Source organism: Kitasatospora sp. NPDC088264, assembly GCF_040685715.1.
Taxonomy (GTDB): Bacteria; Actinomycetota; Actinomycetes; order Streptomycetales; family Streptomycetaceae; genus Kitasatospora.
Genome location: NZ_JBFBIR010000018.1, coordinates 57,917 through 81,648 on the forward strand (window position 1 = coordinate 57,917; position 23,732 = coordinate 81,648).

Sequence of the window (23,732 nt, forward strand, 5' to 3'; positions counted from 1 at the left end):
GAGCCCCACGACGGTGCGGGCCCGGGCGGTCAGGCGTCAGGCCCAGGGGGGTTTGCCGGTTCCCTCGGCCCACAGGGCCAGTGCCCGCCGGTCGATGGCGTGGATGCCGACGTTCGCGCAGAACGCGGCGGCGGCCTTGGTGAACGAGCTGGTCGTCACCACGGCCGCCAGGTCGCAGCGGTGGACGTCGCGGTAGGTGCCGTTGACCTTCTGGACGTCCTGGGAGCCGACGGAGGTCCGTGGCCCGTACCGTTTGGCCTGGATGAGGAGCCGCTGCCCGGACGGGGTGGTGGCCAGGACGTCCGCCGCGAGGTCGCCGGCCCCGCCGACCACCGTCACCTTTGTGCAGCCGTCCCGCCTGCACAGGTCCGCCAGCGCGTGCTCGAACGCCTTCGGAGTCATGCTCAGGAACGGGCCGATGTGCCGCAGCTGCGCCGTGCGCGCAGCCAGCTCCCGCCGCCGGGCCAGCTGCCGCAGGCGCAGCACGACGGCGCCCACCACCACGCCGGTGGCCAGCAGCGCGGCGACCAGGAGCAGGTGGCGGGCCAGCCACGTCAGCACGAACGACACCACGGTGACCGCGACCAGAGCCGCGATGCCCAGCGTCAGCGCGTTGTCCCGGGCCTGTTGCGCGCGGCGGGCGGCAGTGGACCGGCGTCGTCGTACGGGCCTTCGGGCCACGGCGTCCCCCCTCGGACCACGGTGTGGACGCGAGCGTAGAAGCAGCCGCCGCCCGGCCGCCGACGATCCCGGCGAATTCGGACGGTTGCGGGCCCGAGTTGTCCGGATCTCGGCGGCCGGCGGCCGAACACCCGGCGGCCGAACACCCGGCGGCCGAACACCCGGCAGCCGAAGGCCCGGCAGCCGAAGGCCCGGTGTCGGGACGCCACCGCCGGGGTGTGCCCGGCCTGGAGGACTGCCCCGGGCTACCGGTGGGCTCTCACACGCTGGGCTGGATGCCGAGGTCGGTGAGCAGGCCGCGGATCCGGGTCTCGATCTGGTCGCGGATCGGGCGTACGGCGTCGAGGCCCTGCCCGGCCGGGTCGTCGAGCTTCCAGTCGAGGTAGCGGGTGCCGGGGAAGTACGGGCAGGTGTCGCCGCAGCCCATGGTGATCACCACGTCGGAGGCCTGTACGGCCTCGGTGGTGAGGATCTTCGGAACCTCGGCGGAGAGGTCGATGCCGACCTCGGCCATGGCCTCGACCACGGCGGGGTTGACGGTGTCGGCGGGGGCGGAGCCGGCGGAGCGGACCTCGACCCGGCGGCCTCCGAGGTGGCTGAGGAATGCGGCGGCCATCTGGGAGCGCCCGGCGTTGTGGACGCAGACGAAGAGTACGGACGGCTTGGGCTCAGGCACGGGCGGAACCTCCGGGACTGGCGGGCTGGGGGAAGAGGCGGCGGGCGGCGAGGGCGACGTGGACGAGGCCGATGAGGACGGGCACCTCGATGAGGAGAACGACACCTCCTGCTGCTACGCCCTCCAGAACAAGGTCTGGGTCACCGGCCCCGGCAAGGAGCCCTGGGAGGTCTACGTCGTCAAGGCCGACGCCGACACCCTGGGCAAGAGTGTCGACGCCGCACCGCAGGGCAAGGGGGCGATCGACGCCGCACCGCGGGGCTGCCGCACCGGTACCGAGGAGACGGTTGCCGCAGACTGTGCCTGCGGCAGCTGACGATGCATCCGGAGGTCGAGTCCGGCGGACATGCGTGCGCAACCAGCAGCACTCCCGTCACCACGGCCTCGGGGATTGCCGCAGCAGAGTCGACCGGACGCCCGGACCGTTCAGCCGGTCGGGTGGCCGGTGGGGCGGGGGAAGCCGTGGCGGTGGGCGGCGACAGTGACGGTCAGGGCGGTGGCGAGCAGGGCCAGGGCGGACCAGGGCAGCGTGCTCGGGCCGCCGTGGTCGAGGAGGAGACCGCCGGCGAGCGCGGCGCCGGCGATGCCGAGGTTCCAGCACGTGACGAGCAGGGACTGGGCGATGTCCCCGGCCGGGCCGGCCGCGTCGGCCACCGCCGTCTGCAGGAGGGTGGCGGCGCCACCGAAGGCGAGACCCCAGACCGCGGCGCTGCCGTAGACGGGCCAGGAGGTGCCGGTGAGCAGGGCGGCGGCGACGGACAGGGCCGCGGCGGAGAGGAGGGCGCAGGCGGCGACCGTCAGGGTGCGCAGGTGGCGGTCGATCAGCGCCCCGGTACCGAGGATGCTCACCAGGGAGGACAGTCCGAGGACGAGCAGGACGGTGTCGGTCCGGCCGCCGAGGCCCAGGGGCGCGAGCAGCGCCGCGACGTACGTGTAGAGCAGGTTGTGGGCGAGGACGAAGGCCACCGTGACGGTGAGGACGGCCGCCACCCCCGGGATGCGCAGCACCTGCCGGACGGGGGTGCGGGCGTGGCCGGGCCGCCCCGGGACGGCCGGGAGCGCGACGAGCATCCAGGCGGCGAGCGCCACGGCGACGGCGCTCATCAGTCCGAAGGTGGTGCGCCAGCCCACCAGCGCGGCGACCAGGGTGCCGGCGGGCACGCCCACCGACAGGGCGACCGTCGAGCCGCCCATGGCGACGGCCATCGCCCTGCCGCGCTGCTCCGGCGCGACGACACTGCGGGCGTACCCGGCCAGCAGGGCCCAGAGCAGGCCTGCGACCAGGCCCGCGGCGAAGCGCGCCGCCATGGTGAGGGGGTAGTTCGTCGAGACCGCGGTGACGGCGTTGGCCGCGGCGAAGCCGCCGACGGACAGCAGCAGCAGGCGCTTGCGCGGCCAGCCGGCGGTAGCGGCGGTCAGCGGTATGGCGGCCGCGATGGAACCGGCCGCGTAGAGCGTGACGGACTGCCCGGCGCCGGACTGGCTGACGCCGAGGTCCGCACTCATCGCGGGCAGCACGCCGGCGGGCAGGGCCTCGGTCATGATGGTGACGAATCCGGCGGTGCTCAGGGCCAGCAGGCTGGGCCAGGGCAGCCGGGCGGCGGGCGGGTCCGAGGGTTGGGGAAGCCGGGTGGCGGGCGGGTTCGAGGGGCTGGGGGAGTGAAGTTCGGGCATGGGCCCGATCGTCTATCCTTGACATCCATGTCAAGGTCCAGCCCGGAACGGCACCGGTCGGGCGTGAGGGTGGTCACATGCGTATCGGCGAACTCGCCCGGTTGACGGACACTCCTCCGCGCCTGCTGCGGTACTACGAGCAGCAGGGCCTGATCACCGCGCACCGCGAGGCGAACGGCTACCGGGCCTACGACGACTACCTCGTCGACCGGGTCCTGCAAATCCGCGGACTCCTGGACGCCGGACTGCCCACGCGGATCATCAGGCAGATCCTGCCCTGCCTGGACAGCCCGCGGACGATCCACTTCGCCGACGCCACACCGGAGATGATCGGCACTCTGGAGTCCGAGACGGAGCGGATGACCCGTCGGATCCAGTGCCTGACCCGTAACCGTGATGCCATCCGGGAGTACCTCACCGAGGTCAAGAGCCGGGCCTGAGGCGTGAGCCCGAGGTGTGTGTCTGTTGGTGTGAGCCCGGGGCGTGAGCCGATGTCGGGAGGCGCTGCGGGCGGCCTGTCGGTCTGTCGGCCTGCCGGGCGGTCGGCTTGACCTTGCCATTGGTGTGATGGTTGGACCCTTCCGTCATGACCGACTCCGCCATCCGGCACCTCGAATTCGGCGACGGCACACCGCTCGTCATGATCCACGGCTACACCGTCGACCACCGGGTCCTGCTCCCCGTCGAACCCGCCTTCGCCGACCGCCCCGGGTGGCGGCGGCTCTACCTCGACCTCCCCGGCCACGGCACCAGCCCCCGGCTGCCGGGGACGACCTCGGCGGCCACCCTGGCCGACGCCGTCCTCGACTGGATCCACGCCGAACTGGGTGAGCAGCCCTTCGCCGTGCTCGGGCAGTCGTTCGGTGGACAGCTGGCCCGGGCGGTGACGGCGAGGTTCGGGGCGCAGGTCCTGGGCTCGGCGCTGCTCGTACCGGTCGTGCACTGGGGCCCCGACCGGACCCTGCCCGGCGTGACCGTGTCCGAGCGCAACGACGAGCTCCTCGACCGGCTCCCGCCCGCCGACCGCGAACTCTTCGGCCTCGTCATGGCCCGTCACACCGCGCGCAACTGGAAGCTCTTCGAACAGTACGTCCGGCCGGGATGGCGCGCGCACGACCCGGCGGCCGCCGCCGAACTCGAAGCCGACTTCCTGCTGCCGCACTGGCCCGAACACCGCGCGCCGGAGCACCAGGGCCGGCACCTGCTGGTCACCACCCGGCAGGACGCTTTGGTGGGCTGGCGCGACCAACTCGCCCTGCTCGACCACTACCCCCGGATGGCGGCGACGGTGCTCGACGGCGTCGGCCACAACCCGCAGGTCGAGTGCGCCGAGACCGTCCAGGGCCTCATCGGCGCCTGGCTCGACGAACTGCCCCGGCCTGCCCGCCAGTGAGCGGGGCGGCGCTCTGGGCGTTCAGACTTCTGAACTCCTCGCACACCTGGCACACCACGGGCAAGATGCCGTCCTCGGCAGACGGCAACACCCGGGTGTGGCCGCGCTGGTGGCCGGCTGGTTCCTGCGGTACCCGGTCGTCACGGTGGCCGTCCGCCCGAACCCCGACCTCGTCGCCGGCTCCGCCACCACGGTCACCGCCTACGAGTGGGGGCCGGCCGCTCTACGACAACCCCGGGGCGGTCGAGGACATCGACGAACCGTAGGGTCACAGCATCGTGAATCCAGCGCTGGCAGCGATGAGTTGGACGGTAGGAGGAGAATGAGTCGCATGACGTGCTTCCCTGCGAGACCCGGTGCTGTTCTCGCGGGCGACGGCGTGCGCCACCCCGTCCACACGGTCGCCGTACCGCGGAGCCTCCAAGTACTCGCCCTGGAGAAGGCCGAAGCCATGCGGTGCTGAGCGGCCGGCCGTGACGCGCGGTGCCCCTTCCTTCCCGTCGGGGAGGGAGGCGCACCGCGGTGCACGTCACCGAGGCCTTCATCGTGCGCTGACCGAGGCTTGCCGGCCCGCGCCCGGCCACCTCCGCAGCGCCGGAATCGGCGCCCACTGCGCCAGGGCGTACATCGTGCCGGCGGACCGAGCGGGAGACCGGACGGACCGGCCTCCCGCGTTGATCAGTTGCAGGTCATGTTGACGGGTGCGTGGTCCGGGTCGTTCCGGTAGCACAGGTGCTGCGGGGCCTTCAGGTCCGTGATGGAACCCTGCCACACGGCGCCCTGCCACAGAGCCTGCGGGGAACCGGAGTTCTTCAGCAGGCGCGGGTAGCGCAGGACCTCCCAGGACGGGTACTTGTCCTTGTTCGTGTCGACGTCGAAGCCGGTGAAGTTCTTGTTCTTGTCGTCGTAGCCGTGCGGGTAGATGTGGAACGTCGCGTTGATCCGGCCGAGATCCGCGTACTGCGAGCCCGGGACGTCCACGAACGAGTTGACCGCTGACACGTCCACCCGGATGCCGCCGTCACCGTAGGGCTCCGCCCAGTACTCGTTCTGCGGGGTCCGGTCGTCCTGGACCACCTTGGCGTGCTCGGTACGCACCAGGGGCTTGGCATTGCGGCACGTCAGATCCCCGACGCAGGACTGGTCGACGTAGATCCCGACCTGGCCCGTGGCGGTGTCCCAGGCGATGGCCACCTTGGAGCTGGCTTCGGGTTCGGTGCTCCACAGGCGGTGGTTGCCCAGGGCGTGGTTGACCGGGTTGCCGTCGTCGCCGATGTAGCCGCGCACCACGACGACGCCCCGGTCGGGGCCCTTGGGCAGCAGCGTGGCGCTCTCCTTCAGATCGCCCGGGGCCGGGCTGCCCTGGAAGAACTGGGCGTTCGCGCGGGGGATCAGCGGGTTCGCGGTCTCGTTCGGCGACCACCGGATGGGGCCGTGCTCGAACATCTGGGTGACGCCCTCCTGCTGGAGTTCGTCGGTGACGGGGTAGCCGTACACCCCGCCTTCCCAGCCCGCCTGTCCCCAGCGCTGGCCGATGAGGCCCCAGACGGGGTGGACGCCGTTGGAGCGCGTGGGATGCCAGTAGAGCGAGCCGCCCTGGAACACCTGGCGCTTCCCGGCGCCGTCGGGGAGGGAGATTTCGTCGCTGGTGGGGTAGCCGAGGGAGCCCTTCTCCCAGCCTATGGCGGCCCACTTGTCGCGGATGAGGCCCCAGATGGCGTGGGCGTCGGTGGAGGGGCTCCAGTAGATCGAGCCGCCGTCGAAGACACTGAACCGGCCCACCCCGTCGGGAGCGGTCTGTTCGTCGGTCCGGGGGCAGCCGAGCGTGGTTCGGTACTCCCGGTACTTTTCCAGGATGCGGCCCTGGACCGTGTGGCCACAGATCTGTTCCGGGTCCTGCCCGGCGGCGGAGGCCGTCGCCGGGCAGAGGGCGGAGCCGGCGAGAAGGGCGGTGAGCAGGAGCGAGATCTTCGCTCCCTGTCGGCGGGCTCGTCCGCGGGGCGTTGAGTGTTCGCTGATGATGTTCACCCGAGTGATTCTCGCGTACATGCCAATGGGAGGGATAGTGTCCGAAGCGTCAAGAACGGGCAGGTGCGCGACAGAAGCACACGGGTAGGCCCAGTCGCGAGAACTACTGGGCCCCCGCGGTCCGTCAAACATCGGTGAGACGCGGAACCGGCGGCGATGTCACGGGAGAACCCCATGCCCTGACAGTGCCCGGGTGGAGAGAAACAGCGGCACACCGCGTCGGTCTGGGCGGTGCGTGCGGGTGCGGGTGCGGGTGCGGGGGAGACCGCGGTGGCCGGCTGAGCGCGTTGCTCGCGAGGGCGTAGCTGTGCGGGCCATCGGGGTGACCGATCGGAGCATCGCCACGGGCGGGGCGCGGGCCGCTTTGCCGAAATGGCAACAGGCCTCGCCCTCCTCGGTGCGCGCGCAGCATGATCGGCACTGCGTCGGCACCTGAATCGGCACCGCATCGGCATCGTGCCGCCGAACATCAGCTTGCCGAACCGAACTTGGTGTACGTCGGATCGAGATACCAGGAGGACACATGTCACCGTCGCGGACCACGGGCCCCACTCACCGGCTGGTCCCCTCGCCCGCCGGCCGGATCCACCTGGTGGAGCAGGGCACCGGGCCGCTGGTCCTGCTGCTGCACGGGTTCCCGGAGTCCTGGTACTCCTGGCGCCACCAGTTGCCGGTGCTGGCCGCTGCCGGATACCGCGCGGTCGCCATCGATGTCCGCGGGTACGGGCGCTCCTCCAGGCCCGAGGAGGTGGCCGCGTACCGGATGTTCGACCTGGTCGAGGACAACGTCGCGGTGGTGCACGCCCTGGGTGAACGGTCCGCGGTGATCGTCGGCCACGACTGGGGATCGACCATCGCCGCCGACTCCGCCCTGATCCGACCGGACGTCTTCCGCGCCGTGGGGCTGCTGAGCGTTCCCTACCTCCCGCGGGGCGGACCGAGGCCCGGCGAGGTCTTCGCCCAACTGGGCGGCGACGAGGAGTTCTACGTCTCCTACTTCCAGGAGCCGGGTCGGGCCGAGGCCGAGATCGAACCGGACGTGCGCGGCTGGCTCGCGGGCTTCTACGCCGCGCTGTCCGCCGACACCATGCCGGCGCCCGGCGCGCCCGACCCGCACTTCGTCAGCCGTGGCGGGACACTTCGTGACCGGTTCCCCGTCGGACGGCGGCCCGGCTGGCTCAGCGCGGAGGAACTCGACGTCTACGCCGGAGAGTTCGAGCGAACCGGCATGAGCGGAGCGCTGGGCCGCTACCGGAACATGGACCGGGACTGGGAGGACCTCGCCGACTTCGACGGCGCCCCCGTCACCCAGCCGTCCCTGTTCATCGGCGGGAGCCGGGACGCCTCCACCACCTGGCTGGCCGATGCGATCGCGGCCTACCCCGCGACCCTGCCCGGCCTGCTCTCCTGCCACATCCTCGACGGCTGTGGGCACTGGGTCCAGCAGGAACGCCCCACCGAGGTCAACCGGATCCTGACCGACTGGCTCGCGTCCCTCCCCTCCTGAGCGAGGGGAGCAGGGTGCTGCGCGGGCTCGACGGTCGGGTCGAACTCGCGGCCCATCCGCGCCGTGGTGCTCCGGAGCGCCGCGCTCACCAGGCCACGGTTCGGCCGAGGTAGTCGACGTAGTGCAGGCCCGGGCTGCTCCGGAGGGCGTCGAGCGTCCTGACCACGTTCGGGATGCTCTCGTCGATGCCGAGCAGGGCGTCCGAGCCGCCCAGGTCGGTGCGCACCCAGCCGGGGGCCATGAGGACCAGGGGCCGGGGTTCGCCGCTGTGCCGCGCCGCGTAGCTGCGCATGAACGTGTTGAGCGCGGCCTTGCTGCCGCGGTACACCTCGTGGCCGCCGCGCTCGTTGTTGGCCACGCTGCCCTGGCCCGAGGACATCACCGCGATCGTGCCCGCGGGCTCGACGAGGTCCTGAAGGGCCTCGATGACGCGCAGCGGGCTCAGCGCGTTGGTGACCATGACCCGGACGAACTCCTCGGTGGAGGTCTGCGCCACCGTGCCCTCGGGCTGGTTCGTGACGCCGGCGTTCACGAAGAGCAGGTCGAACGTCCGGCCGGCCAGGCGAGCGCTCAGCGTCGCGACCTGCTCGGGCTCGGTGATGTCGACGGTCTCGACCTCGACCTGCCCGGCGTGGGCGTCGGCGAGCTCGTGCAGCCCGGTCCGGCCCGAGCCGCGTACGGTGGCCACGACCTGCCAGCCGGCTCTCGCCCATTCCTGGGCGAGGGCGAGCCCGAGGCCCCGGGACGCGCCGATCAGGAGCACGCGCCTGCCAGGGGCCGGGGCTGGGGGCGGCGCGGAGTGACTTCCCGAGTTGGTTGTGGACATAACAGTGATTGTGCGAGGCGTCATCGCGTCCGGCAAGCCGCCTCCCCGGCGGGGGAGTTGGCAATCCGGGGCCGGGGGGCCTCCCGCTTCTCGCCGGGGCGCCGGCCGGCGGGCGGCTCAGAGGCCGAAGCGGGCGCGGTGGGAGGCGGGGACCAGGTCGGTGTACTCGGGGTGCTTGGTGATCCAGCCGCGGATGAAGGGGCAGTAGGGGAGGACGGCGAGTGCCTGCTCGCGGGCCGTGTCCAGTGCCGCGCGTGCCAGTCGGCCGGCCAGGCCGCGGCCCTCGAAGCGGGGGTCGATCTCGGTGTGGATGAAGGCGATCTCGTCGTCGGAGCGGTGGTACTCGGCGAAGCCGGCGAGTTCTCCGCCGTCCTGGATCTCGAAGCGCGACTTCTCGGTGTTGTCGGTGACGAGCTCGTCCATGGTTTCCTCCGCAAGATGGGGGGCGGCCCGGGAGGGCCGGTGGCGGGGTGGCGCGGCACCGCTACTATAGTTTAAGAATCAACATTTGTCGTCTGGTCACCACGAGGGCCGACGGACACAGGCTGGGGCGCCAGGTGACCATCCGGCGGCCGAACAGTCCGGCGGCAGGTTTGCCCGGCGCGGCGGCCGGGATACCCATGGCGCATGATTCCCGCTGAGGTCAGTGACGTCCTGCCGGAACTCGTCCCGTTCGTACGGGCGGTCCAGGAACGCAGGCCCGACGACGGGACGTGGTGCGAGGCGTGGACGGTGCGGGACGTCCTCGCCCACCAGACCGGCAACGCCGAGGAACTCGCCCGCGTCCTGCGCGCCTTCCACGCGGGCGAGCCCGTGGAGACCCGCGGCTTCGATCGGGAGGAGCCGTACCGGCGGATGTCCGACGCGCAGCTGTGGGAGGCCTTCGCCGCCCGCTGCGCCGAACTGGCCGAGGTCGCCGCGGCCGCGGAGAGCGACCTGCCCCCGGACACCGAGGTGCGGTGGACCGGCCGGACCGTGACGGTGCCGTTCTTCGCCGAGCACCTGCGCGAGGAACTGATCCTCCACCGGTGGGACCTCACCGGCGACGACCGTACGGCCCGGGAGGCGCTCGCCGAACCGTGGATGACGTCGCACAGCGTGCGGCTGGTCGGCCGGCCGCTGCTGGCCCGGGGCGTGGCCGGACTCGACCTCGGGCCCGGGGGGCGCGTCGAGGCCCGCCTGCGCGTCCCCGGGACCGACGACGTCCTGGTGACCGCGGACGCGGGCGGCGCGTCCATCGCCCTGGCTCCGCCCGAGGGCCCGGCCACCATCGAGAGCGACGCCGCGGTGCGCGTCCTGCTGTTGTGGGGGCGGCGTCCGGCGGACCCGGGTCGCTGGCACAGCACGGTCGGTCCGGAGGAGCTGCGACGGGTGCGTGCCCTGCTGAGCGGCTACTGAGTGACTACTGAGCGGGTGGGGGGAAGGGGGCGCGCGGGGTGTCAGGCTGGGTCCGGGGCGCCGGGGTGACGGACACCCGGGGGAGCGCTTCGGGGTGGTGTTCGCAGATGTGCGTCACCAGGTGTTCGCGGAGCTGGCAGCGGAGGGAGAACGCGTCGTCGGCGTTGGCGGCGGTCGCCAGGAGCCGGACCACGATGGTGGTGGGCGTGGTGTCGACGACCTGTAGGGCGCTGCCCTGGCCGTCCCAGAGGGGGCTGTCGGCGAGGAACGCGTCGAACTCCTTGCGCAGCAGGGGGACCGGGGCCCGGTGGTCGAGGTGGAGGAAGGCGGTGCCGGTGATCCGGCTGGAGCGGCGCGACCAGTTCTCGAACGGGCGGCCGGCGAAGTAGGACATCGGCATCACCAGGCGGCGCTGGTCCCAGGTCGCGATCACCACCGCGGTGAGGGTGATCTCCTCCACGGTGCCCCACTCGCCGGACACCACGACCACGTGGCCGATCCGGACCAGGTCGCCGAAGGCCAGCTGCACCCCGGCGAAGAGGTTGGCCAGCACGCTCTGAGCGGCGATGCCCGCGACCACGCCGACCAGGCCCGCGGACGCGAGCAGACTGGTCCCGATGCCGCGCACGGAGGGGAAGGTCATCAGCATCGCGCCCAGGGCGGCGATCGCGATGATCGCCTGGCAGATCCGGCCGAGCAGGCCCGCCTGGGTGCGGGCGCGGCCGGCCGAGGAGGGGTCGCGGCGGTGGACGGCGAGGCGGACGGCGCCTTCGACGACGAGCCCGACCACCCGGGCGCCGAGCCATCCGCCGGAGGCGATCGCCAGCAGGACCAGGAGGTGGTGCAGCTGCTCCCGGGTCTCCGGCGAACCGCCGACCCACGGCTGGACGGCGAGGGACAGCGAGGTGGCGAGCACGGTGACCAGGGGTCGCCGGCAACTGCGCAGCATCCCCGGCATGACGCTGCCCGGCCGGTGCGGGGCGAATCTGCGGACCAGCCGTTCGGCGGTCCGGTCCAGGACGTAGGTGGTCAGGGCCACCCCCGCACCTGCCAGGAGCAGACGGAACAGGCTCCACCACACGCTCGCTCTCCCTCCGCGACGGCCGCAGCGCGGCGCTGTGGGCCGGCCTTCCCCGGGCCGGCGCTGTGGGCGGGCTTTCCCCGGGCCCGCTTCCCGGAGCCCGTTTTCCCGTTCGGCGGGATTCACACCTGCCGGAGGTGAGGTGGGGGCCCGGTCACGGCGATGGGCCGTTCGGGTGAGGGGGGACGAGGCGGACGAGGCGGACGAGGTGGGGGAGACGGGTGAGGGGGGCGAGCCGAGGGGCCGCGTCGAGGGTTCAGCCGGGGTGCATACCGGGCCGGGAACGGGGCAGCCGGAGCCTGAAGGCCCGCCGGCCCGGGCGGGCACCGACATGTCAGGAGGAGCGATGCACCGGATCGAGGAGTCCGTCGAGGTGGCGGCGCCGCTCGGCACGGTCTACGAGAGCTGGGTCAGGTGTGAGGAGTTCCCGCAGTTCATGCGGGGTGTGGTCAGGGTCGACCGGTCGGGCCAGGACACCAGCTGGGTGGTCCGGACCGCCGCCGGCCCGCGCGAGTTCACCGCCGTGACCACGGAGCTGGTGGAGAACGACCGCGTGGCGTGGGACAGCGGCCCTGGCCCGGTGCGGCACCAGGGCGTGGTCACCTTCCACGCCGTGGGCGACGCCGCCACCCGGGTGATGTTCCAGCTGGAGGTCGAACCGCACGGGCTCTGGGAGCACCTCGCCGAGGCGCTCGGGTTCGTCGACCGCCGGGTGATCGACGACCTGACCGACTTCAAGCGCCACGTCGAGGAGGGCGGCGGACCGGTCGGGGCCACGGTCGACGACACGGTGGCATGAACCTCCGGATCGGGGGCAGCCGAAGCGTACCGGCAGCCCGATCAGGCAGTCAGACCTGACAGCCGGACCTGACAGCCAGACCCGACGACGGAAGGAGACGGTCGTGAGTGATCGCGTCAACATCTGGGAGTTCCGGGACACCGCCGGTCACACGGCGGGCACCGACCTCATCGGCTTCCACGTCGAGGCCACCGACGGAGCGATCGGCAAGATCGACAAGCTGTCCGAGGCGGTCGGCGCCCAGCACCTGGTCGTCGACACCGGTCCGTGGATCCTCGGCAGGCGGGTGCTCCTGCCCGCCGGCACCGTGATCCGGATCGAGATCGGCGAGCAGAAGGTGTACGTCGACCGGTCCAAGGACGACATCAGGAACGGTCCCGGCCTCGACGACGGCGCGGCCGACGTGTCGGCCGACGTCCGCGACCGCTACGGGCTCTACTACGACCCGTTCTACGGCGGTCGGATCTTCTGACGAAAGGGAGCAGCAGTCATGCCGTACGGTTCCACGCAGCTCCAGCCCCAGCCGCAGTCCCAGTCCGTCGGACCTGTCAGTCCGCCGGTGGTGCCGGATCCTCCGCTGCCGCCCGGCGTGCCCGAGCCGCCGCCGGATCCGGTGCTCCCGGGCCCCGCTACGCCGTCACCCGCGCCGCCCGGGCCTGAGCCCGAGCCCGAGCCGGGCCTGCCCCGCCCGCCCGAGCCGGGCCTGCCCCGCCCGCCCGAGCCGCCGGACTGACGGGCCGGACAGAGGAGCCGGACAGAGGAGTCCCGGGGTGGGCCAGAGCGTTACCCCCAGTACCCCGTGTGCACCGCGGAGGCCTCCTCGAAGAGGTGCGGGCCGGACGCCTCCACGGTGCTGCCGCCGGCGGCGAAGACCTGGCGGCACGGCAGGTCGAGCACCGGCTCCTCCGGGTCCACTCCCGCGATGGCGTTCAGCTCCGCCCCCGCGAGCGCGTAGACGACCTTGCGGATGCCGCTCCAGTAGATCGCCCCGGCGCACATCGCGCACGGTTCGGTACTCGTGTACAGGACGGCGTCGACGAGCTGCGTCGGGGCCAGGGTGCGCGAGGCCTGCCGCACCAGATTGGTCTCCGCGTGGGCGGTGACGTCGCGGTCGGTCAGCACCGAGTTCTCGGCCGTGAGCAGGACGTTCCCGGCGGAGTCGGTCAGCAGCGCTCCGAAGGGGTGGTTGCCGTGCGCCCGGGCGTCGGCCGCGATCTCGATGGCCGCGAGCAGGTGCTCGCGGGTGCGGTCGTTCATGACGTGCTCCTCAGGGGATCGGCGGTGGGGCGGGCCCCATGGTGTCGCGGTCGGGCGGGGCGGTGGTACCAGGTTGCCGCACCCGCCCTGCGCCCGCGACCACCCCCGGCGGCGGCCCGGGCCCGCGAGCCGGTGCGGAGCGTGCCGCGGGGACCGGCTCCCGCCCGGGGCGGCCGTGCTGTCGTCAGCGGGCGAACCTCTCGACGGCCGCCGGCGTGACGGGTGTGAAGAAGTTGACCAGGTTGCCGTCGGGGTCACGGAGCAGGAGCGACCGGTTGCCCCAGGGCATCGTGGTGGGCTCGGTCACGAAGTCGGTGACGAAGCCGGTCAGGTTCCGGTACACGCCGTCCACGTCGGCGACGAGGAATTCGAAGATCACGCTGTTGTTGTCGGCCGGACGGGCGGAGCCGGGCGCGAACAGCGCCACGGTCCGGGTGCTGCCGATCGCGAGGGTCCCGCCGGCGGTCCGCAGTTCGGCGAAGTCCTCGGTGGACCAGTGCGCCTGTACCCCCGTGGCCCGCTCGTAGAAGCCGACGAGGCGTGCGATGTCGTCCGTGATGATCCGGATCGAAACGAAGTCCATGGTGCTCTCTCCTCGGGTCGGTGAAGTCGTTGCACTCCGGACGGTAGAGGAAATAGTGGACAGAATCGGTCCGGTATCAGCGCTAGGCTCGTGGACATGGGCCGACCTACCAGCCGTGTGCTCACCCTCCTGGAACTCCTGCAGTCGGGCGGCATCAGGACGGTGGCCGAACTCGCCGACCGGCTCGGCGTCGACGGGCGCACCGTGCGGCGGTACGTGGACCACCTGGTCGACCTCGACATCCCCGTCGAGGCGGTCCGCGGCCGCTACGGCGGGTACCGGCTCGCCCCCGGGTACCGCCTGCCTCCGCTCATGCTCAACGACGACGAGGCGCTCGCCGTGCTGCTCGGCCTCGTCGCGGGCCGCAGGGCGGGGCTGCTGACGGCGACCGGGACCGCGACCGAGACCGCGGGCGAGACGGCGGCGGCCAAGATCCGCCGGGCACTGCCCGAGCGCCTCGCCCGTCGGCTCGACGCCGTCCTGGAATCCCTCGCCTTCACGGCTGAGCCCGGCGAGGCGGCCACCCCGGAGACGGGCGTCCTGCTCGCCGTCGCCGACGCGGTGCGCCATCGCCGCCCGATCTCGATCAGGTACACCGCCCGGGACGGCCGGCGGAGCGAACGCACGCTGCACCCGTACGGGATCGTCACCCACGCGGGCCGGTGGTACGTCACGGGCGCCGATCCCGAGATCGATCCCGGGACCGGCCAGGACCGGACCTTCCGGCTCGATCGCATCGCGGACGCGAGGCCCCTGCCGGGCTCGTTCGAGCCGCCCGCCGGGCTCGATCCGGCCCAGCGCGTCCTGTCCGGGTTCGCCAAGGCCGCGTACCGGTACGAAGTGACCCTGCGGATCCACGGGACGGTCGAGCAGATCCGCGCCCGGCTCCCCGCCAGTGTCGCGAGCATCGAGGAACCCGTACCCGAGGAAGGAACGGATCCGCACACCGAGCGGTGGCTGCACGTCGAACTGCGGGCGGAGCGGCTCGACTGGTTGCCCCCCGTCCTCGCCTCGCTCGACCGGCCGTTCGTCATCGAGCGGCCGGACGAACTCCGCGGCCTCGTCATCGCGCTCGCCGACCGGCTCGCCGCCTCCGCCCGCCAGGCCCGCGATCCGGACCGGATCGGAGGCTGATGCGCCCGCCCTGCCTTCACGGACGCCGACGCGCCCGCCCTGGCGTCAAGGACCCGCGGAACCTTCCCGGCGCGGGAGCGTTGGCAGTGCACCGGATGTCCCGGTCAGGTAGGTGGGAGGCAATCGTCGTGCTCGTAGAACCTGTCCTTGTCACCGGCGCCGGCGGTGGGGTCGGCGGAGTCGGGCGAAGGATCCTGGAGGGGTTGCGGGCGCAGAACGTGCCCGTCAGGGCTCTCGTACACCACGACGACGAACGGGCCTCGGACCTGAGGACGATGGGCGGCGTGGAGGTGATGGTCGGTGACCTCACCCGTGGTGCGGACGTGGTCGAGGCGCTGGCCGGCTGCCACCGGGCCTACTTCGGGATGAGCGTGTCGTCCGCCTACCTGGAGGCCGCGGCGACGGTGGCGGTCGCCGCCCGGGAGAGCGTCAGCCTGGAACTGCTGGTCAGCATCTCGCAGATGACCGTCTCGCAGATGGACCTCACCAGCGACGCCGAGTCCCGGCAGCAGCGACTGCACTACCTCGCCGAACACGTCCTCGACTGGTCCGGGGCGCCGGTCGTCCACGTCCGGCCCACCGTGTTCATGGAGAATCCGCTCTTCACCAAGGTGGCGGCGGCTTCGATCCGGCGGGACGGCACGATCCGCCTCCCCTTCGGCTCGGCCCGGACCTCACCGGTCGCGGCCGCCGACGTGGCCGAGGTCGTCACCGCACTCCTGCTCGATCCTGCCCCCCGGACCGGCCGCGTCCACGAACTGACCGGGGCTCGATCCCGCGACATGACGGCCATCGCGGCCGAGTTCTCCGCCGCCCTGGGCCGCGAGGTGACCTACGTCGACGTGCCCTACCAGGAGTGGCTGGAGCACGACCTCAAGAGCCAAGGCCTGCCGGACCACGTGTTCGACCACATCGCCACGATGGCCAGGCTGCACGGCGAGAACCGGTACGACCGGGCGACGAACGACGTCGCCGAGCTTCTCGGTCGCCCCCCACGGGGGTTCGACACCGTGATCAAGGACCTGCTCGCCCGGCGACCGTAGCCGGCCTGCAACCGTAGCCGCCCGGCGATCGTAGCCGGCCGGGTGCCGGGGGAGCGGCCGCTCAGAGCCAGCCGCGCTGCGCCGCCTTGAGGCCGGCCTCGAAGCGGCTCGACGCGTCGAGGCGCTCCATCAGCCCGGCCATCTGGCGGCGGACGCTGCGTGCCGACAGGCCCAGGTTCCGGCCAGCGGCCTCGTCGGTGAGGCCGGACGCGAGCAGCCGCAGGAGTTCCTGCTCGGTGGCGCTGAGGCCGGTCTCGGTGTCCTTGCGCCGGTCGGCGCCGAGCGGGACGGCGGCCTGCCAGGTCCGCTCGAAGAGGGCGACCAGGGAGGCGACGATCCCGGGCTCGCGCGTGCACAGGGCGCCGAGCCGGGTGTGGGCCGGGTCGATCGGGACCACGGCGACCTGGCGGTCGAAGATGAGCATCCGGGGCGGCAGCGTCGGGCAGGTGCGGACCAGGCCGCTCTCCTCGGTCATCCAGCGGGCGTAGGCGAGCGTCGCCGGATCGTGCCGCACGCTGTCCTGGTAGAGCGTCAGCAGTGCCACCCCGCGCCGCATGGCCGCCTCGTCCAGTGGCCGGGAGGCGTCCAGGCTGGCCCGGGACTGTGCTCCGCCGGGCATCACGGACAGGCACTCCCCGGTGACCGCCTGGGCGAGGATCTCCAGCTTGGCCTGGATCGCGTCCAGGCCCACCAGGCGCTCGGCGGTCTCGACCGGGGTGTTCGGCCGCAGGTCGGCGTACTCGGCGATCGCCCGGGCGGCCGCGGCCTTGCCGATCTCCAGATCCTGCTGGCGGCGCAGCAGTTCCTGCTCCTGGCGGCGCAGGATCAGCTCCAGGCCGAGCGCGGGGCTCACCGGCAGCAGAACCCCGGGTGCCTCCCGGGAGGCCCGGAGCAGTTGCAGATCGGCCAGCCGGTCGAGGGCCTCCCGTACGGCGGGCTCGGGCAGGCCCAGCTGGTCGCACAACTCCCTGACGCCGCCCTGCGGATCGGCGAGCATGGCCCGGTAGACGGCCTCCGAGACACGGTCCAACCCCAGCATGTCCAGCATGCGCGCAGCCCCCCGGTGCGATGTCGAACGTGCCATGCCGCCGTGCGACACATCGGGATCATCCCAGCCCGGCTTCGACTCCACAAGCAGTCCTGCCCCGGGCGGGGTCCGGCCGATTCGATGCGCTCGCCTCCCGCGCTCGCCTCCCGGTCTCGGGTTCAGGCCCTCGGGGGCAGCAGCCGTGACAGTCCGTAGTGGAAGCGGTTGTCGAAGGAGTCCGTGACCATGACCGCTGTGAGCCGGTGGTGGGCGCGGGGATCTCACGAACAACGCGGCGGGCGCCGGGGCGCCGGGTCCTGAAGCGGCCAGGCCGGTTGCTGACGGGGTTCTCACCTTCCGGGGTGCGGGCGGTGCCAGCAGGATGGTGGTCACCGGGAGAGCGGCGGGGCAACCGCCGAACAGCCTCCCCGAAGTTCTGGTCCTCGATCAGATCTCCCACCACACAAGCCGCCTGGGGTGCCGCCATGTCCAAGACCGCCCGCCTGCTCGCCACCGCCGCCGTCACCGTCGCCCTGTCGGGGATCCTGGCGCCCGCGGCCTCGGCCACCGCCGCGACCACGGCGCCGGCGGGCATCGGCTGGGACGGTCCCACCACCGTGCCGCCGGTCGTGGCGGGCGGGGCCGGGGACGGGGACGGTATCGGCTGGGACGGCTCCACCACCACCGTGCCGCCGGTCGTGGCCGGCCCGTCCGCCAGCGGCATCGGCTGGGACTGAGCGCCGTGCTCGCCGTCCGGGCCACCGTCGTGGACACCAGCGGTGCGCCCACCACGACCGCCGCGGCGCGGATCGTCGAGGACGTCCTGTGGGCGCACGCCACCCCGGAGCACGGGCTCGAACACGTCCGCGCCGTACCGGACCGGGGCCGCATCGCCCTGGTGCTCTTCGTCCGCGCGGACGGCCCGACCACCGCGCACGCCCTGGCCGAGAACCTGCTGGCCCGGGCCCTCACCGCAGCAACGGCCGGCCGGTACGCCGCCGCCGTCCATCCGCACTGACCCTCGCTGACCCTCGCTGACCCGCACCGACCCTCGCTCGCCCGCCCACATCCAAGGGGACCCCCATGCCCAGCACGCCCCGTCCTGCCCGTGCCCTGCGCCGCGTCTGCGTGCTCGCCGCGACCGCCGTGGCCGCCGGTCTTCTCACCGCCTCCCCCGCCTCGGCGGACGGCACCTACTACCCGGACGGCAACAGGACGCCGACCTCCACCGGCACCCTCGGCACCGGTGTCGGGAACAAGCTCACCGGCGCCCAGATGGTCCGGCGCGCCCGGGACTGGGTCGCCCACGGGGTCACCTACAACCAGGGGCAGTCGTTCTCGGACAGCGCGGTCGGCGGCCCGTACCGCACCGACTGCGGCGGTCTCGTCGACATGGCCTGGCAACTCCCCGGCAGCCCGCCGGTCACGTACCCCGCACCCGGTATCGACGACCCGAAGTACAGCACCAAGCTCAGCAGTTGGTCCCAGCTTCAGCCCGGCGACGCCCTCGCCGTCGCCGGCAAGCACATCAACCTCTTCGCAGGCTGGACCAACCAGGCCGCCGGCGACTTCACGTACATCGCCGAGGACAACAGCAGCGTCCCGACCAAGGAGTACTCGGCCAACACCCACTGGTCCTCCATCGACGGCTACCCCACCTCCTCCTTCGAGCTGCTGCGCTCCAAGAACCTCGCTCCCGCCATTCCCGCCGACTTCAACGTCCTGCTGTGGGGCTTCAACTCGGGCCAGACCGTGTCCGGCACGCTGAACCTCACGGCACACCCGACGCAGAGCGGCGTCATCAACTGGCTCGACTACGTGGTCACCGGCCCGAACGGCTACTACAACCGCTTCCGCGCCACCAGCGGCGGCGCCACCAACTACCAAGTCCCCTTCGACACGGCCCCCTTGGCGGCGGGCACGTTCAACATCTCGATGATCGCCAACGAGATCGACGGCCAGGAGCACACCTACCAGGGCGGCGTCTTCACCATCGCGCCGCAGGCCTCCACCGCCCGGGGCTCCGCCGACTCGACGGTGCTCACCAGCAACGGCACCATCGCCCTGTACCGGGTCGGTGCGGACGGCAACGTGTACGGCACCAACCAGAACACCCCCGGCGGTCCGTTCGTCCCGTGGGCGCAGCTTTCGACGGGTGGTGGGTTCGTCGGCAAGCCGGCCGCGCTCCAGACACCGAGCGGCCTCATGGTGGTCTACGCCCGCACCACCGCGGGCACCATTCAGGGCACCAACCAGAACACTCCGGGCGGCCCGTTCGGATCGTGGGGCACGGTCGCGGACGCGGGTGACCCGACGGGTGTGGCCAGTGACCCGAGTGTGGTGTTCACTCAGTCCGGCACCATCGCGGTCTATGTGACGTCTGCCAGCGGCAACGTCGCCGGTGCCAGTCAGGGCACGCCTGGTGGTCCTTTCTCTCCCTGGCAGCAGCTTTCGACGGGTGGTGGGTTCGTCGGCACGCCCGCTGCGCTCCAGACACCGAGCGGCCTCATGGTGGTCTACGCCCGCACCACCGCCGGGACCATCCAGGGCACCAACCAGAACACTCCGGGCGGTCCGTTCGCGTCGTGGGGCACGGTCGCGGACGCGGGTGATCCGACGGGTGTGGCCAGTGATCCGAGTGTGGTGTTCACTCAGTCCGGCACCATCGCGGTCTATGTGACGTCTGCCAGCGGCAACGTCGCCGGTGCCGGTCAGGGCACGCCTGGTGGTCCTTTCTCTCCCTGGCAGCAGCTTTCGACGGGTGGTGGGTTCGTCGGCAAGCCGGCCGCGCTCCAGACACCGAGCGGCCTCATGGTGGTCTACGCCCGCACCACCGCCGGGACCATCCAGGGCACCAACCAGAACACTCCGGGCGGCCCGTTCGGATCGTGGGGCACGGTCGCGGACGCGGGTGACCCGACGGGTGTGGCCAGCGATCCGAGCGCGGTGTTCAGCCGGTTCAACACCATCGCCATCTATGTGACCTCCGCCAGCGGCAACGTCGCCGGCAGCAGCCAGTCCACCCCCGGCGGTCCTTTCTCTCCGTGGGGCCAGATCGGCTGATCACACCCCAGCCGCAGACCCACCGCGTGCGCGGACCGCGACCGCGAGGCCCGAACCCCGAGAGGGTTCGGGCCTCGGCGCGTGGCGGCCTGGCGTTCTCGCCGGTCACGCGGGACGGCGGCGTCTCCACGGGTTCCTGAGTCCCACGGGCCGGGCAGGGACGGTTGAGCCGGCCGGGGCGTGGCGGGGCGGCCGCGCGGGCGCGGCCGCCGTGCACCGGGTCAGTCCTTTCCGACGTCCTTGATCTTCTCGCCGGCCTGCTTCAGGTCGCTCTTGATCTGTTTGCCCCGGCCCTCGGCCTCGACGACCCGGTCGCCGGTGGCCCGTCCGGCGGCTTCCTTGGCCTTGCCGTGGACCTTCTCGGCCGCGTTGTGCAGCTTGTCCTTGGCACTCATCGGATCACTCCTCTCGGTAGTGGGGGCTCGGTCCGCCCCGGACGGCGTCTGCCCGGGATCGGCGGTTCCACACCCGGAACATCCGGAGTCGGCCGCCAGCCGAGAGCCGGCGCGGTGCCGACGGGGCCAGTCGGGCAGGCTCAGCGGAAGGCGGCGACGTTGCGGGCGGCCCAGTCGGCGAAGGGGCGCGGGGCGGTGCCGAGGACCCGCTGCACGTCCGGGCTGACGCGCAGCTCGGCCGGGTTCGGGGAGCCGAGGATGTCCAGGGTGTCCTCGGCGAGCTCCACCGGCATGCCCTGGGCCATGGCGGCGGCGGCCTCGTCGCGGGTGAGGTCGTGGAACCGCACCGGCGAGCCCAGGGCGGCCGCGATGGCCTGCGCCTGCTGGCGCGGGGTGACCACCTCCGGGCCGGTCAGCTCGTACACGCCGCCGCTGTGCCGGTCCTCCAGCAGGCAGGCCGCCGCGACGTCGGCGATGTCCGCCGGGTCGATGATCGGCACCCCGACGTCGCCGAAGGGCGCGGCGACGACCCGCTGCGCGCGGACGGACTCGGCCCACCACAGGGCGTTGGAGGCGAAGCCGCCCGGCCGCAGGATGCTCCAGTCCACACCGGACCCCCGCAGGACGTCCTCCAGTTCGCTCATCGCGATCCGCGTCGGGCCGAAGGGCCTGGTCGCCACGCCCTGCGAGGAGAGCAGGACGATCCGGCGGACCCCGCCGGCCACGGCCTGGCCGATGAGGTCGGCCGGGTTGGCCCCGGCGGCGTGCAGGTCGCCGGACAGCAGCAGGAAGAGCGCCTCCGCCCCGTCCAGCGCGGGTTCGAGGCCGGCCGGCCCGGCCAGGTCGGCCGCCACGTGGCGGACACCGTCCGGCACCGCCACCGCGTGCCGCGACACCGCCGTCACCTGTCGGCCCGCCTCGGCCAGTGCCCGCGTCAGCGGTCGGCCCACATTGCCGGTGGCCCCGGTCACCACGATCATGGTCAGCTCCTCGTTCGACGTCCGCCGTGGCCGCTGCGGCCTCGGTGGTCCCCACGCTAGGAGCCAGGGCTAACCCTTGGTAAGGACATACCTTGACGTAAGCTCAGGACATGGTGGTAGGTGTGCAGGACAGGCAGGGCGAGGCCGGGAAGCGGTATGAGGTGTTTCACACCGACTGCCCCGCGCGCGAGGTGGTCGACCACGTGACCAGCAGGTGGGGCATCTGGGTGCTGATCTCCTTGCGGAGCAACGACCTGCGGTTCTACGAGCTGCGCGAGAGCATCCACGGCATCAGCGAGAAGATGCTCGCCCAGACCCTGCGCGCGCTGGTCCAGGACGGCCTGGTCTGGCGGAGGGTCGAGCCGACGACGCCGCCCCAGGTCACCTACGGGCTGACCGAGTTCGGTCAGGACCTCGGCGAGCCGCTGGCCGAGCTGTTCGACCGGATCACCCGGGGGCTGCCGCCGCGCGACGCGGGATAGCAGGGAAGGGACAGCGGTCGCACCGAGCTCCCCTGCTGGGGGAGTTCCGGGTCCTGCACGCGGCCCGTCACGGCCGCCCGGCCGCCGCGACACACCCCTCGGCCTCTTCCCCGGCGTTGTCGCCCGCCCGCCGTAGGTTTGTCGGATGAAGCGACTGAAGACCACCCGACTGGACGCCATAGACCGAGCCCTCTTCGACCGCATCGCCGCCGCGCCGCTGCACGGCACCCGCCCCTGGCTGCGGGCGCTGAGCCGGGCTGCCGACCACGGGGTGCTGTGGATGGGCACCGCCGCCGTCCTCGGCGCGGTCGGCGGACGCCGCGGGCGACGCGCGGCCCTGCGCGGCCTCGGCTCGCTCGCCATCGCCTCGGCCACCGCCAACACCGTCGCCAAGCACGCCACCCGCCGGCCCCGCCCGGTGCTGGACGCCGTCCCGGCCGTGCGCCGGCTGCTGCGCCAGCCCGTCACCACCTCCTTCCCCTCCGGTCACTCCGCGTCCGCGGCGGCCTTCGCCGCCGGTGTGGCGATCGAGTCCCCGCTGCTGGGCGCGGCCGTCGCGCCGGTCGCGGCGGCGGTGGCCCTCTCGCGCGTCTACACCGGCGTGCACTACCCGGGCGACGTCCTGGCCGGTGCGGCACTGGGTACGGCGGCCGCCGCCGCGACCCTGCACTGGTGGCCGCGCTCGTCCGACGTGCCGCCGCCCGCCGCCCCGGCCCCCTGTCCGGCCCCGGCCCTGCCGCAGGGGAGGGGGCTGTCGGTGGTGGTCAACTCGGGCTCCGGCAGCGGCTCTCCGCTCGCCCCCACCGCCGAGGACGTGGCCGGGACGCTGCGCGCCCTGCTGCCCGAGGCGGACGTCCGGGTGTGCGGGCCGCAGGACGACCTGGCGAAGATACTGACGGAAGCCGCCGACCGGGCCGCCAGGGCCGGTGGCGCGCTCGGGGTGTGCGGCGGTGACGGCAGCGTCAACCTGGCCGCGGCGCTGGCCGTCGAGCGCGCGCTGCCGTTGGCGGTCTTCCCCGGCGGCACCCTCAACCACTTCGCCCTCGACCTCGGCGCCACCACCCACGAGGCCACCGCCGAGGCCGTCCAGGCGGGCACCGCCGTCGGCGTGGACCTGGGCCTGGCCGCCGACGACGCCGGCGCCCGGACCTTCGTGAACACCTTCAGCCTCGGCATCTACCCCGAACTCGTCCACCAGCGGGAGAAGTTGGAGAAGCGCATCGGCAAGTGGCCGGCCCTCGCGGTGGCCGTCGCCAAGCTGCTGCCGACCGCCGAACCCGTCACCGTCCACGCCGACGGCCGCCCGCACCGGCTGTGGCTGCTGTTCGCCGGCAACGGGGCGTACGAACCGGCGGGCTTCGCCCCCACCCACCGCGCCGCCCTGGCCGACGGACAGCTCGACGTCCGGGTCGTCGACGGCGGCCGGCCCTTCGCCCGCACCCGCCTGGCCGCCGCCTTCCTGTCCGGCACCCTGGACCGGTCCCGGGTCTACCGGGCCGCCCGGCTGCGCGCCCTGGACCTGGACTCCCTCGGCGACGCCGCCCGCATCGCCGTCGACGGCGAGAGCGTCCCCGCGCGCGGCGCCCTGCGACTGTCCAAGGTCCCGGCCGGGCTCACCGTGTACCGGCCCGCGACCGCCGCCCCGGCGAGCGAGCTGCGCCGCCCGGGCCGGGAGGGACGAAGCGGGGGCGGGCGGTAGCCGCAG

25 protein-coding genes and 1 pseudogene are annotated in these 23,732 nt (G+C 72.8%); 14 read left to right on the forward strand and 12 right to left on the reverse strand.

Annotated elements, in window-relative coordinates:
• Nucleotides 1–36 precede the first annotated feature (36 nt).
• Together AB0O82_RS16860 and AB0O82_RS16865 are read right to left on the reverse strand one after the other, a co-directional pair.
• On the reverse strand, nt 37–681 hold the full coding sequence (locus AB0O82_RS16860; RefSeq protein WP_363584310.1) for a restriction endonuclease: 645 nt from the start codon (nt 679–681) through the stop codon (nt 37–39).
• A 259-nt stretch (nt 682–940) separates the two neighbouring features.
• On the reverse strand, nt 941–1,297 hold the full coding sequence (locus tag AB0O82_RS16865) for an arsenate reductase ArsC (protein ID WP_363584451.1): 357 nt from the start codon (nt 1,295–1,297) through the stop codon (nt 941–943).
• A 151-nt stretch (nt 1,298–1,448) separates the two neighbouring features.
• On the opposite strand from AB0O82_RS16865, the pseudogene AB0O82_RS16870 reads away from it, so the two are divergent.
• Nucleotides 1,449–1,673: pseudogene (locus tag AB0O82_RS16870) on the forward strand (glyoxalase/bleomycin resistance/dioxygenase family protein); the annotation flags it as partial.
• A gap of 110 nt (nt 1,674–1,783) precedes the next feature.
• Here AB0O82_RS16870 and AB0O82_RS16875 read toward each other — a convergent pair.
• Nucleotides 1,784–3,031: an MFS transporter gene (locus AB0O82_RS16875; protein WP_363584312.1), complete on the reverse strand. Its 1,248-nt coding sequence runs from the start codon at nt 3,029–3,031 to the stop codon at nt 1,784–1,786.
• Nucleotides 3,032–3,108: 77 nt separating this feature from the next.
• Here AB0O82_RS16875 and AB0O82_RS16880 point away from each other — a divergent pair, with 77 nt between their 5' ends.
• Both AB0O82_RS16880 and AB0O82_RS16885 read left to right on the forward strand, forming a co-directional pair.
• Nucleotides 3,109–3,471 carry a MerR family transcriptional regulator gene (locus AB0O82_RS16880; protein ID WP_363584314.1) on the forward strand — a complete coding sequence of 121 codons (363 nt, stop codon included), beginning with the start codon at nt 3,109–3,111 and terminating at the stop codon, nt 3,469–3,471.
• Between the two features lie 146 nt (nt 3,472–3,617).
• Entirely contained in the window at nt 3,618–4,424 is an 807-nt protein-coding gene (locus tag AB0O82_RS16885; RefSeq protein WP_363584316.1) for an alpha/beta hydrolase, read from the forward strand.
• Nucleotides 4,425–5,102: 678 nt separating this feature from the next.
• Here AB0O82_RS16885 and AB0O82_RS16890 read toward each other — a convergent pair.
• Nucleotides 5,103–6,452 carry a hypothetical protein gene (locus AB0O82_RS16890; RefSeq protein ID WP_363584318.1) on the reverse strand — a complete coding sequence of 450 codons (1,350 nt, stop codon included), beginning with the start codon at nt 6,450–6,452 and terminating at the stop codon, nt 5,103–5,105.
• A 523-nt stretch (nt 6,453–6,975) separates the two neighbouring features.
• Here AB0O82_RS16890 and AB0O82_RS16895 point away from each other — a divergent pair.
• Nucleotides 6,976–7,959: an alpha/beta hydrolase gene (locus AB0O82_RS16895; protein WP_363584320.1), complete on the forward strand. Its 984-nt coding sequence runs from the start codon at nt 6,976–6,978 to the stop codon at nt 7,957–7,959.
• Nucleotides 7,960–8,044: 85 nt separating this feature from the next.
• On the opposite strand, the gene AB0O82_RS16900 is transcribed toward AB0O82_RS16895, so the two are convergent.
• Complete coding sequence (locus tag AB0O82_RS16900) at nt 8,045–8,785, reverse strand: SDR family NAD(P)-dependent oxidoreductase (RefSeq protein WP_363584322.1); 741 nt, start codon at nt 8,783–8,785, stop codon at nt 8,045–8,047.
• A 117-nt stretch (nt 8,786–8,902) separates the two neighbouring features.
• Complete coding sequence (locus AB0O82_RS16905) at nt 8,903–9,208, reverse strand: GNAT family N-acetyltransferase (protein ID WP_363584324.1); 306 nt, start codon at nt 9,206–9,208, stop codon at nt 8,903–8,905.
• Between the two features lie 204 nt (nt 9,209–9,412).
• Between AB0O82_RS16905 and AB0O82_RS16910 the strand changes: the two genes are divergently transcribed.
• Complete coding sequence (locus AB0O82_RS16910) at nt 9,413–10,183, forward strand: maleylpyruvate isomerase N-terminal domain-containing protein (protein ID WP_363584326.1); 771 nt, start codon at nt 9,413–9,415, stop codon at nt 10,181–10,183.
• Nucleotides 10,184–10,187: 4 nt separating this feature from the next.
• Here AB0O82_RS16910 and AB0O82_RS16915 read toward each other — a convergent pair whose 3' ends face one another.
• The gene (locus AB0O82_RS16915; protein ID WP_363584328.1) at nt 10,188–11,222 is read right to left on the reverse strand and encodes a mechanosensitive ion channel domain-containing protein; all 1,035 of its coding nucleotides are present in this window, start codon (nt 11,220–11,222) and stop codon (nt 10,188–10,190) included.
• A gap of 388 nt (nt 11,223–11,610) precedes the next feature.
• Between AB0O82_RS16915 and AB0O82_RS16920 the strand changes: the two genes are divergently transcribed.
• Together AB0O82_RS16920 and AB0O82_RS16925 are read left to right on the forward strand one after the other, a co-directional pair.
• Nucleotides 11,611–12,063, forward strand: a complete 453-nt coding sequence (locus AB0O82_RS16920) for an SRPBCC family protein (RefSeq protein WP_363584330.1) — start codon at nt 11,611–11,613, stop codon at nt 12,061–12,063.
• A gap of 103 nt (nt 12,064–12,166) precedes the next feature.
• Nucleotides 12,167–12,535 carry a hypothetical protein gene (locus AB0O82_RS16925; RefSeq protein WP_063352503.1) on the forward strand — a complete coding sequence of 123 codons (369 nt, stop codon included), beginning with the start codon at nt 12,167–12,169 and terminating at the stop codon, nt 12,533–12,535.
• 311 nt (nt 12,536–12,846) lie between these two features.
• Here AB0O82_RS16925 and AB0O82_RS16930 read toward each other — a convergent pair whose 3' ends face one another.
• Together AB0O82_RS16930 and AB0O82_RS16935 are read right to left on the reverse strand one after the other, a co-directional pair.
• Complete coding sequence (locus AB0O82_RS16930) at nt 12,847–13,320, reverse strand: nucleoside deaminase (protein WP_363584332.1); 474 nt, start codon at nt 13,318–13,320, stop codon at nt 12,847–12,849.
• A gap of 184 nt (nt 13,321–13,504) precedes the next feature.
• Nucleotides 13,505–13,903, reverse strand: a complete 399-nt coding sequence (locus AB0O82_RS16935) for a VOC family protein (RefSeq protein ID WP_363584334.1) — start codon at nt 13,901–13,903, stop codon at nt 13,505–13,507.
• Between the two features lie 96 nt (nt 13,904–13,999).
• Between AB0O82_RS16935 and AB0O82_RS16940 the strand changes: the two genes are divergently transcribed.
• The gene (locus AB0O82_RS16940; protein WP_363584336.1) at nt 14,000–15,037 is read left to right on the forward strand and encodes a YafY family protein; all 1,038 of its coding nucleotides are present in this window, start codon (nt 14,000–14,002) and stop codon (nt 15,035–15,037) included.
• Between the two features lie 95 nt (nt 15,038–15,132).
• A complete protein-coding gene (locus tag AB0O82_RS16945) occupies nt 15,133–16,080 on the forward strand; it encodes an NAD(P)H-binding protein (protein WP_363584453.1) in 948 nt (315 codons plus the stop codon).
• Nucleotides 16,081–16,141: 61 nt separating this feature from the next.
• Here the strand turns inward: AB0O82_RS16945 and AB0O82_RS16950 are convergent, their stop codons facing one another.
• Nucleotides 16,142–17,128: a LuxR C-terminal-related transcriptional regulator gene (locus AB0O82_RS16950; RefSeq protein ID WP_363584338.1), complete on the reverse strand. Its 987-nt coding sequence runs from the start codon at nt 17,126–17,128 to the stop codon at nt 16,142–16,144.
• A gap of 464 nt (nt 17,129–17,592) precedes the next feature.
• On the opposite strand from AB0O82_RS16950, the gene AB0O82_RS16955 reads away from it, so the two are divergent.
• From AB0O82_RS16955 to AB0O82_RS16965, 3 genes are all read left to right on the forward strand, one after another.
• Nucleotides 17,593–17,844: a hypothetical protein gene (locus AB0O82_RS16955; RefSeq protein ID WP_363584340.1), complete on the forward strand. Its 252-nt coding sequence runs from the start codon at nt 17,593–17,595 to the stop codon at nt 17,842–17,844.
• Nucleotides 17,845–17,849: 5 nt separating this feature from the next.
• Nucleotides 17,850–18,125 (forward strand): hypothetical protein, encoded by a 276-nt coding sequence (locus AB0O82_RS16960; protein WP_363584342.1) that lies wholly within the window; start codon nt 17,850–17,852, stop codon nt 18,123–18,125.
• A 65-nt stretch (nt 18,126–18,190) separates the two neighbouring features.
• Complete coding sequence (locus tag AB0O82_RS16965) at nt 18,191–20,170, forward strand: hypothetical protein (RefSeq protein WP_363584344.1); 1,980 nt, start codon at nt 18,191–18,193, stop codon at nt 20,168–20,170.
• 221 nt (nt 20,171–20,391) lie between these two features.
• Here AB0O82_RS16965 and AB0O82_RS16970 read toward each other — a convergent pair whose 3' ends face one another.
• Together AB0O82_RS16970 and AB0O82_RS16975 are read right to left on the reverse strand one after the other, a co-directional pair.
• Nucleotides 20,392–20,565 (reverse strand): CsbD family protein, encoded by a 174-nt coding sequence (locus tag AB0O82_RS16970; protein WP_063352486.1) that lies wholly within the window; start codon nt 20,563–20,565, stop codon nt 20,392–20,394.
• Between the two features lie 140 nt (nt 20,566–20,705).
• Nucleotides 20,706–21,545 carry an NAD(P)H-binding protein gene (locus AB0O82_RS16975; RefSeq protein WP_363584346.1) on the reverse strand — a complete coding sequence of 280 codons (840 nt, stop codon included), beginning with the start codon at nt 21,543–21,545 and terminating at the stop codon, nt 20,706–20,708.
• A 110-nt stretch (nt 21,546–21,655) separates the two neighbouring features.
• Between AB0O82_RS16975 and AB0O82_RS16980 the strand changes: the two genes are divergently transcribed.
• On the forward strand, nt 21,656–22,027 hold the full coding sequence (locus AB0O82_RS16980; protein WP_363584348.1) for a helix-turn-helix domain-containing protein: 372 nt from the start codon (nt 21,656–21,658) through the stop codon (nt 22,025–22,027).
• A gap of 145 nt (nt 22,028–22,172) precedes the next feature.
• On the forward strand, nt 22,173–23,726 hold the full coding sequence (locus tag AB0O82_RS16985; RefSeq protein WP_363584349.1) for a phosphatase PAP2 family protein: 1,554 nt from the start codon (nt 22,173–22,175) through the stop codon (nt 23,724–23,726).
• The last annotated feature ends 6 nt before the right edge of the window (nt 23,727–23,732 follow it).

Coding starts and splice junctions, on each gene's coding strand:
- AB0O82_RS16875 (WP_363584312.1), bottom strand. CDS start 3,031: ATGCCCGAACTTCACTCCCCCAGCCCCTCGAACCCGCCCGCCACCCGG.
- AB0O82_RS16940 (WP_363584336.1), top strand. CDS start 14,000: ATGGGCCGACCTACCAGCCGTGTGCTCACCCTCCTGGAACTCCTGCAG.
- AB0O82_RS16920 (WP_363584330.1), top strand. CDS start 11,611: ATGCACCGGATCGAGGAGTCCGTCGAGGTGGCGGCGCCGCTCGGCACG.
- AB0O82_RS16945 (WP_363584453.1), top strand. CDS start 15,133: ATGTCCCGGTCAGGTAGGTGGGAGGCAATCGTCGTGCTCGTAGAACCT.
- AB0O82_RS16965 (WP_363584344.1), top strand. CDS start 18,191: ATGCCCAGCACGCCCCGTCCTGCCCGTGCCCTGCGCCGCGTCTGCGTG.
- AB0O82_RS16970 (WP_063352486.1), bottom strand. CDS start 20,565: ATGAGTGCCAAGGACAAGCTGCACAACGCGGCCGAGAAGGTCCACGGC.
- AB0O82_RS16955 (WP_363584340.1), top strand. CDS start 17,593: ATGTCCAAGACCGCCCGCCTGCTCGCCACCGCCGCCGTCACCGTCGCC.
- AB0O82_RS16905 (WP_363584324.1), bottom strand. CDS start 9,208: ATGGACGAGCTCGTCACCGACAACACCGAGAAGTCGCGCTTCGAGATC.
- AB0O82_RS16910 (WP_363584326.1), top strand. CDS start 9,413: ATGATTCCCGCTGAGGTCAGTGACGTCCTGCCGGAACTCGTCCCGTTC.
- AB0O82_RS16885 (WP_363584316.1), top strand. CDS start 3,618: ATGACCGACTCCGCCATCCGGCACCTCGAATTCGGCGACGGCACACCG.
- AB0O82_RS16900 (WP_363584322.1), bottom strand. CDS start 8,785: ATGTCCACAACCAACTCGGGAAGTCACTCCGCGCCGCCCCCAGCCCCG.
- AB0O82_RS16895 (WP_363584320.1), top strand. CDS start 6,976: ATGTCACCGTCGCGGACCACGGGCCCCACTCACCGGCTGGTCCCCTCG.
- AB0O82_RS16950 (WP_363584338.1), bottom strand. CDS start 17,128: ATGCTGGACATGCTGGGGTTGGACCGTGTCTCGGAGGCCGTCTACCGG.
- AB0O82_RS16865 (WP_363584451.1), bottom strand. CDS start 1,297: ATGGCCGCCGCATTCCTCAGCCACCTCGGAGGCCGCCGGGTCGAGGTC.
- AB0O82_RS16935 (WP_363584334.1), bottom strand. CDS start 13,903: ATGGACTTCGTTTCGATCCGGATCATCACGGACGACATCGCACGCCTC.
- AB0O82_RS16930 (WP_363584332.1), bottom strand. CDS start 13,320: ATGAACGACCGCACCCGCGAGCACCTGCTCGCGGCCATCGAGATCGCG.
- AB0O82_RS16880 (WP_363584314.1), top strand. CDS start 3,109: ATGCGTATCGGCGAACTCGCCCGGTTGACGGACACTCCTCCGCGCCTG.
- AB0O82_RS16975 (WP_363584346.1), bottom strand. CDS start 21,545: ATGATCGTGGTGACCGGGGCCACCGGCAATGTGGGCCGACCGCTGACG.
- AB0O82_RS16985 (WP_363584349.1), top strand. CDS start 22,173: ATGAAGCGACTGAAGACCACCCGACTGGACGCCATAGACCGAGCCCTC.
- AB0O82_RS16980 (WP_363584348.1), top strand. CDS start 21,656: ATGGTGGTAGGTGTGCAGGACAGGCAGGGCGAGGCCGGGAAGCGGTAT.